We start from the raw sequence: 15,519 nt of genomic DNA on the forward strand, positions 1-15,519 counted from the left end.
CGCCTACTCGACCGCGCGCAAGGCGTTGACGATCCCGAAGCCGTAGAAGCCGTTCACGCGCTTGCCGCCGACGCAGGTCGCGTCCACGACCCCGTCGCCGTCACCGTCGTACGGCCCGCTCGGGCAGCCCGGGTTGTCCGCCTGGGCCTTCAGCAGCGCCCGCAGCTGTGCCGGAGTGGCGTGCGGATGGGAGGACTTGAGCAGCGCGGCCACCGCGGCGACGTGCGGGGACGCCATCGAGGTGCCCTGCAGGAAGCCGTACTGGTTGTTCGGCAGCGTGGACAGGATGCGGCCGTTCTTCGACGGCGTGTCCGGGATCTGGAACTTGTCGCCGCCCGGTCCGGCCACGTCGACCACGCCCTGGCCGTAGCTGGAGTAGTACGACTTGGCACCCTTCACGCCCACCGCGCTCACGGTCACCACGCCGGGCAGCTGGGTCGGTATGTCGAAGCACTTGTGCGGGTCGACCGTGCGCGTGTGGGCCGTCGAGTCGTCGGGGCTGGAGTCGTCCACGAGGGCGTCCGCGTCCAGGTCGTCGTTGGAGTTGCCCGCCGAGGCGACATTGAGCGTGCCCTTGCGCTGGGCGTACAGCTGGGCCCTGTTGACCGCGTCGACGATGGCATGTTGATCGGGGTCGTCCATGCAGTTGTACAGCCAGGGATCAACGTAGTAGCTGTTGTTGGTGATCTCGACACCGTGGTCCGCGGCGAAGACGAACGCGCAGACCACGCTCTCCGGGTAGAACAACTGGGTGGAGTCGGGCTGGGCCACCGTGATGCTCGCGACCTTCACCCCGGGCGCCACGCCTGCCACGCCTGTGCCGTTGCGGGCCGCGGCTATCTCGCCCGCCACGTGCGTGCCGTGGTAATGGTCGGCGTCCGCGGGCCGCCATGCGCCGTACGTCGTGTCCGCCTTGCCGCTCACACAGTTCGCCGACTGGGACGCGGAGAAGTTCGGGGCGATGTCGGGGTGGGTGTCGTCCACGCCCGTGTCGATCACGCCGACGGTGACGCTCCGGCTGCCCGGGTCGATCGTCGCGGCCTTGTCGGCGCCGATCGCCCGGAGGTCCCACTGGTCGGCCTCGAGGGGCTCCTCGCCCGCCGCCGCCCCCTGGGCGACCTTCGCGGCCTCCGCCTTGGACAGAACCTGTACCGCGCCCTCGTCCGTCGTCCCCGCCGCGCTGAGCGGCGCGGTGCGGGTGGCGCCCGCCGAGTCGACCCCGCGGACCGCACGCATCCGCGCGCCGAAGTCCGGGTTCGCGGAGTGGACGACGATGACGCCGATCCGGTCGTAAGTGGCCACGACCGTGCCACCGTTGCGCGTGATCTCGCGCCGCACGTGCTCGATCGTGCGGTGGTCCGCGCGGGTGTTGACCACGTACGCGAGATTCGGGCCGTCCGCCGCCTGGACCGCCGGGCCGGTGGCGGGCGTCGCCGAGACCGGCGACGACAGGAAACCGAGCGAGGCGGTCAGCGACAGCACGACCGGAACGGCCAGGGCGAGCCGGCGTCTGGAGCGCAGATGAGCCATGGGATCTCCACATCATCCGGGTGCGAAACCGCCCGAGACACAGGTAGTGCTCGGGCAGGTACATGACGAGTAGTGCAGGCCGAAGCTATCTTCCGCGCCCGGTCTCCGGAAGACGCCGGCACCTGATCGCCGGAAGACGCCGCACCCGATCTGCGAAAGACTCCGGCGCCCGATCTCCTGAAGACGCCGCACCCGGTCTCCGGAAGACGCCGGCGCGCTCGCCGAAAGAAGGCCGCTTCCGCTTCGGAACCGTCCGACCGACTTGAACCGCCCCGCGCGTGGCGCCGTGACCGTGGTCAGGGGGCCCAGCAGGATCGTGGCCCCCTCGGAATCACGCACGGGAGTCATTCCTTGACTCCCGGTAACGTGATCCCTGTTGTGAGGTCAGAAGCGCGCATGTCCGTCCCCCGAGGAGACTCCGTGGCCACCGAGACACCGCCCCCCGCCAAACCAGGGGCCCCACTTCCCTCCACCGAGGAGTTCACCGAAGTGCAGCAGAGCGCGGAGTTCGGTGAACTGCGCCGCGCCCACCGCTCCTTCGCCTTCCCGCTGACCGTCGCCTTCATCGCCTGGTACCTGCTGTACGTCCTGCTGTCCAACTACGCGGGCGACTTCATGGGCACCAAGGTGGCCGGCAACATCAACGTGGCCCTCGTCCTGGGCCTCGCCCAGTTCCTCACTACCTTCCTCATCGCCTGGTGGTACGCGCGCCGCGCGGCCACCCGGCTCGACCCGAAGGCAGAGGCCATCAAGTCCCGGATGGAGGGCGGAGCATGACCGTCGCGCAGCACACCCTGCTGGCCGCCGGCGAGGCGAGCGAGCACCGGACGCTGATCATCACCCTGTTCGCCGTGTTCGTCGCCGCGACCCTCGTCATCACCGTCTGGGCGGGCCGGCAGACCAAGGACGCCGCCGACTTCTACGCCGGCGGACGGCAGTTCACCGGTTTCCAGAACGGCCTCGCCGTCTCCGGCGACTACATGTCTGCCGCGTCCTTCCTCGGCATCGCCGGCGCCATCGCCCTCTTCGGCTACGACGGCTTCCTGTACTCCATCGGCTTCCTCGTCGCCTGGCTCGTCGCCCTCCTGCTGGTCGCCGAGCCGCTGCGCAACTCCGGCCGCTACACGATGGGCGACGTGCTGGCCTACCGGATGCGCCAGCGCCCCGTCCGCACGGCCGCCGGCACCTCCACGATCGTGGTGTCGATCTTCTACCTGCTGGCCCAGATGGCGGGCGCCGGTGTCCTCGTCTCGCTGCTGCTCGGCATCACCAGCGACGGCGGCAAGATCGGCATCGTCGCCCTCGTCGGCGTCCTGATGATCGTGTACGTCACCATCGGCGGCATGAAGGGCACCACCTGGGTCCAGATGGTCAAGGCGGTGCTGCTGATCCTCGGCGCCCTGCTGCTGACCTTCCTGGTCCTGCTGAAATTCGACTTCAACATCTCCGACCTGCTCGGCTCGGCCGCCGACAACAGCGGCAAGGGCGCGGCGTTCCTGGAGCCCGGCCTGAGGTACGGCGCCACCGGCACCACCAAGCTGGACTTCATCTCGCTCGGCATCGCCCTGGTCCTGGGCACGGCCGGCCTGCCGCACATCCTGATCCGCTTTTACACCGTCCCCACGGCCAAGGCCGCCCGCAAGTCGGTCATCTGGGCGATCGGCCTGATCGGCGCCTTCTACCTGATGACCCTCGCCCTCGGCTTCGGTGCCGCCGCACTGATCAAACCGGACGAGATCATCGCCTCCAACAAGGCGGGCAACACCGCGGCACCGCTGCTGGCGCTGCACCTGGGCGGTGTCGACTCCAACTGGGGAGCCATCCTGCTCGCCACCATCTCGGCGGTCGCCTTCGCCACGATCCTCGCGGTCGTCGCGGGCCTGACCCTGGCCTCGTCCTCCTCCTTCGCGCACGACATCTACGCGAACGTCATCAAGAGGGGCCAGGCCACCGAGAAACAGGAGCTCGGCGCGGCCCGCTGGGCCACGGTCGGCATCGGCGCGGTCTCGATCGTGCTCGGCGCCCTCGCCCGCGACCTCAATGTGGCCGGCCTGGTGGCCCTCGCCTTCGCGGTAGCCGCCTCCGCCAACCTGCCGACCATCCTCTACAGCCTGTTCTGGAAGCGGTTCACCACCACGGGCGCCCTGTGGTCGATCTACGGCGGCCTGGTCACCGCGGTCGGCCTGGTGCTGTTCTCGCCGGTGGTCTCCGGCAAGCCGACGTCGATGTTCCCCGAGGTCGACTTCCACTGGTTCCCGCTGGAGAACCCCGGGATCATCTCCATCCCGGTCGGCTTCCTGCTCGGTGTCGTGGGCACTCTGCTGTCGAAGGAGGCCCCGGACGCCGGCAAGTACGCTGAACTCGAGGTGCGGTCCCTGACCGGCACCGGAGCGCACTGAGGTTTCGTACGGGCGGCCGCGTCGTTCAGGACTGTACGGTCCTACGACGCGGCCGTGTCGTAGCTCGTGGGATCGGGCCGCTGTGGTTGTCAGTGCTCTCACGTAGGCTCGCAAGTAACGGGAAGACCCGTGACGGACGAAGAACGGGTGATCCGGAGAGGGAGGGGGGCCCAGTGCTCATCGACACGTATGGCCGCGTGGCCACCGACCTGCGGGTCTCACTGACGGACCGGTGCAATCTGCGGTGCACCTACTGCATGCCCGAGGAGGGCCTGCAGTGGCTGGCGAAGCCCGATCTGCTCACGGACGACGAGATCGTCCGGCTGATCGACATCGCGGTCCGGATGCTTGGCATCGAGGAGGTCCGCTTCACCGGCGGCGAGCCCCTGCTGCGCCCGGGCCTGGCCGGCATCGTCGAGCGCGTCGCGGCCCTCGCCCCGCGCCCCCAGATGTCCCTCACCACCAACGGAATCGGCCTCAAGCGCACCGCGACCGCCCTGAAGGCGGCCGGCCTGGACCGGGTCAACGTCTCCCTGGACACCCTCCGCCCGGACGTCTTCAAGACCCTGACCCGCCGCGACCGCCACAAGGACGTCCTGGAGGGCCTCGAGGCCGCCCGCGAAGCGGGCCTCACCCCGGTGAAGGTCAACTCCGTCCTGATGCCGGGCCTGAACGACGACGAGGCCCCGGACCTGCTCGCCTGGGCGGTGGAGCACGACTACGAGCTGCGCTTCATCGAGCAGATGCCCCTGGACGCCCAGCACGGCTGGAAGCGCGAGGGCATGGTCACCGCCGGGGACATCCTCGCCTCCCTGCGCACCCGCTTCGAGCTCACCGCCGAGGGCGCCGACGAGCGCGGCTCGGCACCGGCGGAGCGCTGGCTGGTGGACGGCGGCCCGCACCGGGTCGGCGTGATCGCCTCGGTCACCCGCCCGTTCTGCGCGGCCTGCGACCGCACCCGCCTGACCGCCGACGGCCAGATACGGACCTGCCTGTTCGCCACGGAGGAGACGGATCTGCGAGCGGCCCTGCGCTCGGACGCCCCGGACGAGGAGATCGCCCGCATCTGGCGCCTGGCGATGTGGGGCAAGAAGGCGGGAGCGGGCCTGGACGACCCGGCGTTCGTCCAGCCGGACCGGCCGATGTCCGCCATCGGCGGCTGAGGGCGACGTACTCGCGGAGCTGACGAAGCACCGTGGAGGTTCGTCTCCGGCGGCGAGGGTCAGCCCCGCTGCTCCTGCTCCTGCCAGTCGGTGAGCAGGACCACGTCCTTCAGGAACCCGCGCATCCCGAGGAACTGCGACAGATGCTCGCGGTGCTCCTCGCAGGCAAGCCACGTCTTGCGCCGCTCCGGCGTGTGGATCTTCGGGTTGTTCCACGCAAGCACCCACACGGCGTCGGTGCGGCAGCCCTTGGCGGAGCAGATCGGGGTCTCGTCACTCACGGGGTTTCGTCTCGGGTTCGTCTCACACAACGGGCGCAAACAAGGCGACGCCGAGCAGCCACGGGGGGAGCTGCCCGGCGTCGGTCCGTCGCTCCGACGGGGGATGCGGAGCGCGTACGCAGTATGTCACGGGTAGCCCACCGCCCGGCACTGGAACAGCAGGATTGATCTGAGCTTTTCTTGAGCTTGGCGGGTGGAGGCGTTCCGCTTGTGCCGCGGGCTCCGCGTCGGCCGTGCTCACGCCGGGCCGGGGCGTTCCTCATGCATCCCGGACGCCGGGTTCGTCGGCACGCCCTCCGCTGCCGATTCCCTTCCGGCCCGAGCCCGTTCCTCCTCGGCCGGCGGCTGCGCGATCATGGGCCGCACCGGCGCGGTGACGAACGTCGACGGAAGGGACGGCGGCCGTTCCCGGCCCGCGTTGGCGATCACCACGGCGATGTAGGGCAGGACCGCACCGAGCACGAGCGCGACGACGGCGACGTACCGCTCGACGTTCCACAGCGTGGCCGCGAGGATCACCGAGACCGTACGGATCGACATCGAGATCACGTACCGCCGCTGCCGCCCCCGCACATCCTCAGCGAGTCCCGTCCGGGCTCCGGTGATCCGGAACACCTGGCCGCTGTCGCCGTGCTGTTTCCGCATCACATTCCACCATCCGCCCGCATCGGACTCTCCCCGGCCCGCACCGTCGTCCACGCCGGCGGGGTCCGGACCGGGACAGGTCCCACGTTACGCCGCGCCCGCACCGCGTTCGAGACCGGGTCGCCGTCCGCCTGTGACGACGCCGGCGGCCGTGCCGCGTACGGGGGAAGCCGACATGCGCCGTACTGCGGACGGAACCACACTGGCCGTAATGCTCACGTCGAGCCGTACGAGGAGGCAGCCATGGGCTGGTTGTGGGCGATCATCGTGGGATTCGTGCTGGGCCTCATCGCCAAGGCGATCATCCCGGGCAAGCAGCACAGCCCCCTGTGGCTGACCACCATCTGCGGCATGCTGGGCGCCATCGTGGGCAACGCGGTCGCCCGTGCGGTCGGCGTGGAGGAGACCCGGGGCATCGACTGGAGCCGCCACATCTTCCAGCTCGTCGCCGCCATCATCATCGTGGCCGCGGTGGACGCCCTCTACATGGCGACGCTGGGCAAGCGTAAGCAGCAGCGGGCCTGAGCTGTCGAAAGGCCTCGGGCCCAGCGCTCCCGAGGGAGCGCAGGGCTGTGTCCGACTCGCGGCCGCGCCGCGGGGCCGCGAGCGACCACGGCGAAGCCGCGGTCGCCGGCGCACCCCACGCCCCTACGACGCTGACGGCCGTACCGCTCACGACGCTGACGGCCGCACCGCCTACGCGCCCGTGACCTCCACGGCGGCCAGGTTCTTCTTGCCCCGCCGCAGCACCAGCCACCGCCCGTGCAGCAACTCCTCGGCGCCCGGGACGAAGTCCTCCGCGGTGACCTTCGCGTTGTTCACGTAGGCCCCGCCCTCCTTCACGGTCCGCCGCGCGGCCGACTTGCTGGCCACCAGACCGACCTCGGCGAACAGGTCGACCACCGGGCCCAGCTCGGCGACCTGGACGTGCGGCACCTCGGACAGCGCCGCCGCCAGCGTCCTGTCGTCCAGCTCCGTCAGCTCGCCCTGACCGAACAGCGCCTTGGACGCGGCGATCACCGCGGCCGTCTGGCCGGCGCCGTGCACCAGCGTCGTCAGCTCCTCGGCGAGCGCGCGCTGCGCCGCACGGGCCTGCGGACGCTCCTCGGTCTGCCGCTCCAGCTCCTCGATCTCCTCGCGGGACTTGAAGCTGAAGATGCGCAGGAACTTGGAGACGTCCCGGTCGTCGGCGTTGACCCAGAACTGGTAGAACGCGTACGGCGTGGTCATCTCGGGGTCGAGCCACACCGTGCCGGACTCGGTCTTGCCGAACTTGGTGCCGTCCGCCTTGGTGATCAGCGGGGTGCCCAGCGCGTGCACCACGGCCTCCGGCTCGGTCCGGTGGATCAGGTCCGTGCCCGAGGTGAGGTTGCCCCACTGGTCACTGCCGCCGGTCTGCAGCGTGCAGCCGTGCCGCCGGTACAGCTCCAGGAAATCCATGCCCTGCAGGATCTGGTAGCTGAACTCGGTGTAGCTGATGCCCGCGTCGGAGTTGAGCCGCCGGGCGACGGCCTCCTTGGCGATCATCTTGTTGACCCGGAAGTGCTTGCCGATGTCCCGCAGGAACTCGATGGCCGACAGGCCCTGGGTCCAGTCCAGGTTGTTGACCATCACCGCGGCGTTCGGCCCCTCGAAGTGGAGCAGCGGCTCGATCTGGGCGCGCAGCCGCTCCACCCAGCCGGCCACCACCTCCGGCGCGTTCAGCGTGCGCTCGGCCGTGGGCTTCGGGTCGCCGATCAGGCCCGTGGCACCACCGACCAGCGCCAGCGGACGGTTCCCCGCCTCCTGGATGCGGCGCATCGTCAGGATCTGCACCAGGTTGCCGAGGTGCAGGCTGGGCGCGGTCGGGTCGAAGCCGCAATAGAACGTGACGGGGCCGTCCGCGAACGCCTTGCGCAGTGCGTCCTCGTCCGTGGAGAGGGCGATGAGCCCACGCCACTTCAGCTCGTCGACGATGTCCGTCACGTTTCTCGTGTCTCCTTGGTGATCTTCGGGCAGTCGGGTGACAGCCGACTACGAGGTTATACGCCCTGACTGACAGAACTCATGTTGAAATCCGGGATCCGCAGCGCGGGCATCGCGGCCCGGGTGAACCAGTCGCTCCACTCGCGCGGCAGCGTCTTCTCGGTGCGCCCGGCCTCCGTGGCCCGGCCCAGCAGGTCCACCGGCGACTCGTTGAACCGGAAGTTGTTCACCTGCCCGGTCACCTCGCCGTTCTCCACGAGGTAGACGCCGTCCCGGGTCAGGCCCGTCAGCAGCAGGGTCGCCGGGTCGACCTCGCGGATGTACCACAGGCAGGTCAGCAGCAGACCGCGCTCGGTGTTCGCGACCATCTCGTCCGGGGACCGGTCCTCGCCGCCGTCCAGGATCAGGTTGCCGAGCACCGGGGCGACCGGCAGCCCGGTGAGAGCCGCGCTGTGCCGCGTGGTGGTCAGGTGCTTGAGCACGCCCTCGCCGATCCACTCGGTGGCGTGCGTCGGCAGCCCGTTGTCGAACACGGACTGGTCGCCGCCCGAGGAGTGGGCGACCACGAAGGGCGGGCACTCCAGACCGGGCGCATGGGGGTCGCTGCGCAGGCTGAGGGGCAGCCGGGAGAGCTTCTCGCCCACGCGCGTGCCGCCGCCGGGCCTGGAGAACACCGTCCGCCCCTCGGTCGCGTCCCGGCCCGACGCCGACCACAGCTGGTAGATCAGCAGGTCCGCGACGGCGGTGGGCGGCAGCAGGGTCTCGTAGCGGCCCGCGGGCAGCTCCACCCGCCGCTCGGCCCAGCCGAGCCGTACGGCCAGCTCGGCGTCGAGCGCGACCGGATCGACGTCCTTGAAGTCCCTCGTGGACCGGCCGGCCCACGCGGAACGGACACGGTCCGGCGACTTGGCGTTCAGCTCCAGCGTGCCGGTGGGCTGGTCGTGCCGGAGGCGCAGACCCGTGGACGTGCCGACGTACGTCGACACCAGCTCGTGGTTGGCGAAGCCGTACAGTTCCCGGCCGCCCGCACGCGCGCGTGCGAAGGCTTCGCCGAGCCCCGGGGCGAAGTCGGCGAACACGGCCGAGGAGGTCTCCGCGGGCGCGTCCGTGAAGTCGGGCGAGCGGGGTACGCCGGCGATCAGCGGCTGGGCGTCCTCGGCGGGCCCGGCACCGCGCGCGGCGGCCTCGGCGGCCCGCACCAGCGGTTCCAGGTCGTCCGCGGTGACCGCAGAGCGGGACACGACACCGGAGGCGGTGCCCTCCTTGCCGTCCACGGTCGCGATCACGGTGAGCGTACGGCCGCGGGTCACGCCGTTGGTGGTGAGCGCGTTGCCCGCCCAGCGCAGGTTCGCGGTGGAGTGCTCGTCGGCGATGACGACACAGCCGTCGGCGCGGGACAGCGCCAGGGCCTGCTCGACGACCTCGTGCGGCTTGTTGATGCGGGCGCTCATCGGCCGGCCTCCTGCGTGGTGTTCAGAATGTTGACGCCCCTGAAGAGGGCGGACGGGCACCCGTGGGACACGGCGGCCACCTGCCCCGGCTGGGCCTTGCCGCAGTTGAAGGCGCCACCGAGGACGTACGTCTGCGGACCGCCCACGGCGGCCATGGAGCCCCAGAAGTCGGTGGTCGTCGCCTGGTAGGCCACGTCCTTCAGCTGACCCGTGATCCGCCCGTTCTCGATCTTGAAGAAGCGCTGGCCGGTGAATTGAAAGTTGTACCTTTGCATGTCGATCGACCAGGACCTGTCACCGACGACGTAGATGCCCCGGTCGACGCTCCCGATCAGGCCCTCGGTGGACAGCCCGGCAGGATCCGGCTGCAGGGACACGTTCGCCATGCGCTGCACCGGCACGTGATCCGGCGAGTCGGCGAACGCGCACCCGTTGGACCGCTCGAACCCGGTCAGCCGGGCGATCCGCCGGTCCAGCTGGTAGCCCACCAGCGTCCCGTCCTTCACCAGGTCCCAGGACTGCGCCTGGACGCCCTCGTCGTCGTAGCCGATGGTCGCGAGGCCGTGCTCGGCCGTGCGGTCGCCGGTGACGTTCATAAGCTCAGAGCCGTACTTCAGCTTGCCCAGCTGGTCGAAGGTGGCGAAGGAGGTGCCGGCGTAGGCGGCCTCGTAGCCGAGCGCGCGGTCCAGCTCCGTGGCGTGGCCGATGGACTCGTGGATGGTCAGCCACAGGTTGGACGGGTCGACCACCAGGTCGTACAGACCCGGCTCCACGCTCGGCGCCCGCATCTTCTCGGCGAGCAGCTCCGGGATCTGCTCCAGCTCGGCGTCCCAGTCCCAGCCGGTGCCGGTCAGGTACTCCCAGCCGCGTCCCGCCGGCGGCGCGATCGTGCGCATCGAGTCGAACTCCCCGCTCGACTCGTCGACCGACACGGCCGTCAGCTCCGGATGCAGCCGCACCCGCTGCTGCGTGGTCACCGTCCCGGCGGTGTCGGCATAGAACTTGTTCTCGTGGACGGTGAGCAGCGAGGCGTCGACATGGTCGACGCCCGGCGCGGCCAGCAGTCGCGCGCTCCACTCCGCCAGCAGCCCGGCCTTCTCCTCGGCGGGCACCGAGAACGGATCGATCTCGTACGACGAGATCCACGTCTTGTCGGCATGCACCGGCTCGTCTGCCAGCTCCACCCTCCCCCACTGCCCGAAAGGCGTGGCAGGTGCCCCCGCGTCCGCGCCGGCCGCCTTGATGACCTGCGCGGACAGCTTGGCCATCGCCACCGCCTGCGAGGCGACCCGCGCGGCGGCGTCCATGGTCAGATCCACCCCGGACGCGAAGCCCCACGTACCCCCGTGCACGACCCGCACCGCGTACCCGAGGTCGGTGGTGTCCGACGAGCCGGCGGGCTTGGCGTCCCGCAGCCGCCAGGACGCGCTGCGCACCCGCTCCAGCCGGAAGTCGGCGTGCTCGGCCCCCAGCGCACGCGCGCGCGCCAGCGCGGCGTCGGCGAGGGCCCGTAGGGGAAGCGCCGTGAAGGCTTCGTCGATGGAATGAGGCACCGAGGTCTCCCTGCTGTCGTGGCCTGTCGCGTCCGATCATGTCCCGGGACCGGCCCGCCGGACCACATCTTTCGCTCCGGGACCGGCCGATTCTGTAGGGATCCGACAGCGACACCCCCGAGCCACTGTCGGTGCCCGATTGCCCGCGGCGAGTGCGGTACCGATAGGTTTTCGATGAAGCCGCCTGTCATCCAGGTGTTCGGGCGGATCTGTCAGACCCCTATGGAAAGGGTGATCCGTTGAGCCGCTCGGTTCTCGTCACCGGAGGCAACCGGGGCATCGGCCTCGCCATCGCCCGCGCTTTCGCCGACGCCGGCGACAAGGTCGCGATCACGTACCGCTCGGGCGAGCCGCCGGCCGCCCTGACGGAAATGGGCTGCCTGGCCGTCAAGTGCGACATCACCGACCCGGAGCAGGTGGAGCAGGCCTACAAGGAGATCGAGGACCAGCACGGTCCGGTCGAGGTCCTGATCGCCAACGCCGGCGTCACCAAGGACCAGCTCCTGATGCGCATGACCGAGGAGGACTTCACCTCGGTCGTCGACACCAACCTCACGGGCACCTTCCGTGTCGTCAAGCGCGCCAACCGCGGCATGCTGCGCGCCAAGAAGGGCCGCGTCGTCCTGATCTCCTCGGTCGTCGGCCTGCTCGGCTCGGCGGGTCAGGCGAACTACGCCGCCTCCAAGGCGGCCATGGTCGGCTTCGCGCGTTCGCTGGCCCGCGAACTCGGCTCGCGCAACATCACCTTCAACGTCGTCGCGCCCGGCTTCGTCGACACCGACATGACGAAGGCGCTCACCGACGAGCAGCGCAAGAACATCGTCTCGCAGGTGCCGCTCGGCCGTTACGCGCAGCCGGAGGAGATCGCCGCGACGGTGCGGTTCCTCGCCTCGGACGACGCCTCGTACATCACTGGAGCCGTCATCCCTGTTGACGGCGGACTGGGAATGGGTCACTGATCACCATGAGCGGAATTCTCGAGGGCAAGCGCATCCTGGTCACGGGTGTCCTGATGGAGTCCTCCATCGCCTTCCACGTCGCCAAGCTCGCCCAGGAGCAGGGCGCCGAGATCATCCTGACCGCGTTCCCGCGGCCGACGCTGACCGAGCGCATCGCCAAGAAGCTGCCGAAGCCGACCAAGGTCATCGAGCTGGACGTGACGAACGAGGAGCACCTCGCGCGTCTGGCCGACGTCGTCGGCGAGGAACTGGGCGGTCTCGACGGCATCGTCCACTCCATCGGCTTCGCGCCGCAGGACGCGCTCGGCGGCAACTTCCTCAACACGCCGTTCGAGTCGGTCTCCACCGCCATGCACGTCTCGGCGTTCTCGCTGAAGTCGCTGACCATGGCCTGCCTGCCGCTGATGCAGAACGGCGGCTCGGTCGTCGGCCTCACCTTCGACGCCCAGTATGCCTGGCCGCAGTACGACTGGATGGGCCCGGCCAAGGCCGCCCTGGAGGCCACCAACCGCTACATGGCGCGCGACCTGGGCAAGCAGAACATCCGCTGCAACCTCATCTCGGCGGGTCCGATCGGTTCCATGGCCGCCAAGTCCATCCCGGGCTTCTCCGAACTGGCCTCCGTCTGGGACACCCGCTCGCCGCTGGAGTGGGACCTGAAGGACCCGGAGCCGGCCGGGCGCGGAGTCGTCGCCCTGCTGAGCGACTGGTTCCCGAAGACCACGGGCGAGATCATCCACGTCGACGGCGGCCTGCACGCCATCGGCGCCTGATCGCTGCCGCAGAGGCACGCCTCGCGGCCGGTTGCCGGCCCGGGGGCGGCCCACGGCGGTCGTTGCCGCTGAAGGCCCGGCCTGCGGCCGCGCCGAAGGCCCGGCCTGCGGCCGCTGCCGCTGAGGGTCCGCCCCACGGCTGGTGCCGCCGCCCGGGATCTGCGCCACGGCGAAGGCCCGCGCCCTCCCCGGGTGCGGGCCTTCGCCGTACCGTCACGCGCGCGAGACCGCCGGAACGGACGTCACCCGTTCGGCTCACCGGCCGGGCCGCCGCGGCCGCGCGGGCGCACCCTGGAGACGCTTCGCCCCGCACGTCCCTCCGCAGCCCGGCCGAGGAGGTCCCCTTGTGCGCCTGTCGCGCAGCCTGGCCCCGGTGACCGTGGCCCTCGCCCTCGTACTGTCCCTGCCCTACGACGCGCTGTCCCACGCGCGCATGGGCGACGGCAAGCCGCCCGCGCCGAGCCGGTTCGGTGCCTCGTGCCGGACGAACATCAGCGGCTCACACGTGGTGACCTACTGTCACAACCCCTACGTCGACGTCGACCGCGTACGGCTGCACATCGAGTGCGCCCGCTGGTGGGACATCGACACCGACAGCGCCCCCGTCGAGGCCGGGCCCGCCCTGACCGTACGGCTCACCGGGCGGTGCTGGAAGGAGGTCCGAACCGTCTGGGTCAGCCACCAGAAGGCGCGGTGAACCGGCCCGGATTGCACAGGAACGGGTAGCTCGCGGCCTCCTCCGCCGCCGCCTCCGCGTCCCCCGCGCGGATCGCGTCCACCAGGCGCGCGTGGTCCATGTGCGTCTCCGGTGTCAGCTCCGCGCCGACGTCCGCGCGCAGCCAGTCCCGCAGCACCTCGCTCAGGTCGGCGTACATCGCCGTCATCACGTCGTTGTGGGACGCGGCCACCACGGCCAGGTGGAAGGTGGCGTCGGCCGTCACGAACGCCTCCGCCTCACCGGCCTCCCAGGCCTCCTCGCGCCGGGCCAGCTGCGCGTCCAGCTGCTTGAGATCCTTCTCGGTGCGCCGCTCGGCGGCCAGCTTCGCCGCGGCCGACTCCAGCGTGGAACGCAGCTCGGCGATGTGCCGTGGGTCGGCGTCGGCGAAGCGGCGGTGCATGACGCCGGCCAGCTCGCTCGTCGCCACCACGTAAGTGCCCGAGCCCTGGCGGATGTCCAGCAGACCGTTGTGCGCGAGCGCCCGGACCGCCTCGCGGACGGTGTTGCGGGCGACACCGAGCTGATCGACCAGTTCCGGTTCCGTCGGAATGCGCGAGCCGACCGGCCATTCGCCGGAGGTGATCTGGTTGCGCAGTTCGGCGATGACCTGCTCGGACAGCGCCGAGCGTCGGGGGTGGCTCAAGGGCATGGCACACCTTCGCACGCGAGGCCGGGGCGCAGGCGCACCGGGAATGGACAGCCAATCATCCCATGATTCTATGATGGGTCTCATGGCTAGTGAGGAAACCCGGACCGTGGAGACCCGTACGTCGATGTCACCGACCGAACGCGGGAGGGCCGCAGCAGCGAGCACGCCCCGGACGACGCCAGGCGCAGGCCGCACGCGCGCGTGGGCGACCCGGCTCGTCGTGGGCATCGTGCTGTCCGCACTGAACCTCCGCCCGGCCATCACGAGCCTCGGCGCCCTCCTGGAGGAGGTCCGCGACGGGCTCGGCATGAGCGGCAGCGTGGCCGGCCTGCTCACCTCCGTCCCGCCGCTGTGCTTCGCCGTCTTCGGTGCCACCGCGCCCCGCCTCGCGCGCCGCTTCGGACCGGCCGCCGTGGTGTGCGCCGGCATGGCCGCCATCACCGCCGGCCTGGTGATACGTCCGTACGTCGGCGGTACGCCCGGCTTCCTGGCCGCCAGCGCGCTCGCCCTGATGGGCATCGCCGTCAGCAACGTCCTGATGCCCGTCATCGTCAAGCGCTGGTTCCCCGACCGCGTCGGCTCCATGACCGGCCTGTACTCGATGGCCCTCGCCCTCGGCACCTCCCTGGCCGCCGCGGTGACCGTCCCGCTGACCGACGCACTCGGCGGCAGTTGGCGGTCCGGCCTCGCCGTCTGGGCGGTCATCGCCGCGGCCGCCGTCCTGCCCTGGCTGCCGCTCGTCCGGGACCGGGGCGCCGCCGCGCCCGCACACCAGCAGGAGCAGGTGCCCGCCACGCCGGAACAGCAGGCCCCGCTGCGCATCACCCGCAGCCGCACCGCCTGGGCGCTCGCCGTCTTCTTCGGCCTCCAGGCCACCGCCGCCTACATCACCATGGGCTGGATGCCGCAGATCTTCCGGGACGCCGGCGTCCCGGCGGGCACCGCGGGCGTGCTGCTCGCCGTCACCATGGTGATGGGCGTGCCGCTGGCCTTCGTGATCCCGCGGGTCGCCACGCGGCTGCCTCACCAGGGCCCGATCGTGCTGGTCCTGGGCGCCTGCGGGCTCGCCGGATACGCCGGCCTGTACGTCGCCCCGGCCGCCGGATCCTGGGCCTGGGCGCTGCTGCTCGGCGTCTCCAACTGTGCCTTCCCGCTGGCGCTGACGATGGTCGGCATGCGCGCCCGCAGCGGAGCGGGCGTGGTCCAGCTGTCCGCGTTCGCGCAGAGCACCGGCTACCTGATCTCCATCCCCGGCCCGCTGCTGGTCGGCGTGCTCTACCAGCAGAGCGGTGGCTGGGGGCTGCCGATCGCCCTGATGGCGAGCCTCATGGTGCCGCAGATGGTGGTGGGCTTCCTGGCGGGCCGCGACCGCATCGTGGAGGACGAGGCGACGCGCTGACGCGGCGCGGCGCGGCGCCCCCGGCGGCTCCGGA

Annotated in this window: 15 protein-coding genes; 8 read left to right on the plus strand and 7 right to left on the minus strand. The window is 70.8% G+C overall.

The window, feature by feature from the left end; genetic code table 11:
* Positions 1-3: 3 nt before the first annotated feature.
* Complete coding sequence (locus ACZ4SF_RS36435) at positions 4-1,530, minus strand: S8 family peptidase (RefSeq protein ID WP_468393057.1); 1,527 nt, start codon at positions 1,528-1,530, stop codon at positions 4-6.
* A 420-nt stretch (positions 1,531-1,950) separates the two neighbouring features.
* On the opposite strand from ACZ4SF_RS36435, the gene ACZ4SF_RS36440 reads away from it, so the two are divergent.
* The 3 genes from ACZ4SF_RS36440 (at position 1,951) to moaA (ending at position 5,092) form a co-directional block, all read left to right on the plus strand.
* Positions 1,951-2,307, plus strand: coding sequence for a DUF485 domain-containing protein (locus ACZ4SF_RS36440; protein ID WP_468393059.1), 357 nt, complete (start codon positions 1,951-1,953; stop codon positions 2,305-2,307).
* On the plus strand, positions 2,304-3,929 hold the full coding sequence (locus tag ACZ4SF_RS36445; RefSeq protein ID WP_468393061.1) for a solute symporter family protein: 1,626 nt from the start codon (positions 2,304-2,306) through the stop codon (positions 3,927-3,929). Before ACZ4SF_RS36440 ends, ACZ4SF_RS36445 begins: the two co-directional genes overlap by 4 nt.
* Before the next feature lie 173 nt (positions 3,930-4,102).
* Positions 4,103-5,092 (plus strand): GTP 3',8-cyclase MoaA, encoded by a 990-nt coding sequence (moaA, locus tag ACZ4SF_RS36450; protein WP_468393063.1) that lies wholly within the window; start codon positions 4,103-4,105, stop codon positions 5,090-5,092.
* Between the two features lie 59 nt (positions 5,093-5,151).
* Here the strand turns inward: moaA and ACZ4SF_RS36455 are convergent, their stop codons facing one another.
* Together ACZ4SF_RS36455 and ACZ4SF_RS36460 are read right to left on the minus strand one after the other, a co-directional pair.
* On the minus strand, positions 5,152-5,373 hold the full coding sequence (locus ACZ4SF_RS36455) for a hypothetical protein (RefSeq protein ID WP_468393065.1): 222 nt from the start codon (positions 5,371-5,373) through the stop codon (positions 5,152-5,154).
* A gap of 237 nt (positions 5,374-5,610) precedes the next feature.
* Complete coding sequence (locus ACZ4SF_RS36460) at positions 5,611-6,018, minus strand: DUF3099 domain-containing protein (RefSeq protein WP_468393067.1); 408 nt, start codon at positions 6,016-6,018, stop codon at positions 5,611-5,613.
* A gap of 243 nt (positions 6,019-6,261) precedes the next feature.
* On the opposite strand from ACZ4SF_RS36460, the gene ACZ4SF_RS36465 reads away from it, so the two are divergent.
* On the plus strand, positions 6,262-6,543 hold the full coding sequence (locus ACZ4SF_RS36465) for a GlsB/YeaQ/YmgE family stress response membrane protein (protein ID WP_468393069.1): 282 nt from the start codon (positions 6,262-6,264) through the stop codon (positions 6,541-6,543).
* Positions 6,544-6,714: 171 nt separating this feature from the next.
* Here the strand turns inward: ACZ4SF_RS36465 and tyrS are convergent, their stop codons facing one another.
* The 3 genes from tyrS to ACZ4SF_RS36480 are packed head-to-tail and all read right to left on the minus strand — an operon-like array spanning position 6,715 to position 10,987.
* The gene (tyrS, locus tag ACZ4SF_RS36470; RefSeq protein WP_468393071.1) at positions 6,715-7,983 is read right to left on the minus strand and encodes a tyrosine--tRNA ligase; all 1,269 of its coding nucleotides are present in this window, start codon (positions 7,981-7,983) and stop codon (positions 6,715-6,717) included.
* Between the two features lie 56 nt (positions 7,984-8,039).
* Entirely contained in the window at positions 8,040-9,434 is a 1,395-nt protein-coding gene (locus tag ACZ4SF_RS36475) for a metallopeptidase TldD-related protein (RefSeq protein ID WP_468393073.1), read from the minus strand.
* Complete coding sequence (locus ACZ4SF_RS36480) at positions 9,431-10,987, minus strand: TldD/PmbA family protein (protein ID WP_468393075.1); 1,557 nt, start codon at positions 10,985-10,987, stop codon at positions 9,431-9,433. Before ACZ4SF_RS36480 ends, ACZ4SF_RS36475 begins: the two co-directional genes overlap by 4 nt.
* A 239-nt stretch (positions 10,988-11,226) precedes the next feature.
* On the opposite strand from ACZ4SF_RS36480, the gene fabG reads away from it, so the two are divergent.
* The 3 genes from fabG to ACZ4SF_RS36495 all read left to right on the plus strand — a co-directional run bounded on the left by fabG (position 11,227) and on the right by ACZ4SF_RS36495 (position 13,416).
* The gene (gene fabG / locus ACZ4SF_RS36485) at positions 11,227-11,946 is read left to right on the plus strand and encodes a 3-oxoacyl-[acyl-carrier-protein] reductase (RefSeq protein ID WP_468393077.1); all 720 of its coding nucleotides are present in this window, start codon (positions 11,227-11,229) and stop codon (positions 11,944-11,946) included.
* Positions 11,947-11,951: 5 nt separating this feature from the next.
* Positions 11,952-12,719: an enoyl-ACP reductase FabI gene (gene fabI / locus ACZ4SF_RS36490; RefSeq protein WP_468393079.1), complete on the plus strand. Its 768-nt coding sequence runs from the start codon at positions 11,952-11,954 to the stop codon at positions 12,717-12,719.
* Positions 12,720-13,065: 346 nt separating this feature from the next.
* Positions 13,066-13,416 carry a hypothetical protein gene (locus tag ACZ4SF_RS36495; protein WP_468393081.1) on the plus strand — a complete coding sequence of 117 codons (351 nt, stop codon included), beginning with the start codon at positions 13,066-13,068 and terminating at the stop codon, positions 13,414-13,416.
* Here ACZ4SF_RS36495 and ACZ4SF_RS36500 read toward each other — a convergent pair.
* Positions 13,394-14,086, minus strand: coding sequence for a FadR/GntR family transcriptional regulator (locus ACZ4SF_RS36500; protein WP_468393083.1), 693 nt, complete (start codon positions 14,084-14,086; stop codon positions 13,394-13,396). The genes ACZ4SF_RS36495 and ACZ4SF_RS36500 overlap by 23 nt on opposite strands.
* Positions 14,087-14,168: 82 nt before the next feature.
* On the opposite strand from ACZ4SF_RS36500, the gene ACZ4SF_RS36505 reads away from it, so the two are divergent.
* Positions 14,169-15,485 (plus strand): CynX/NimT family MFS transporter, encoded by a 1,317-nt coding sequence (locus ACZ4SF_RS36505; protein ID WP_468393085.1) that lies wholly within the window; start codon positions 14,169-14,171, stop codon positions 15,483-15,485.
* The last annotated feature ends 34 nt before the right edge of the window (positions 15,486-15,519 follow it).

This window comes from Streptomyces sp. NPDC027663, from assembly GCF_055566415.1.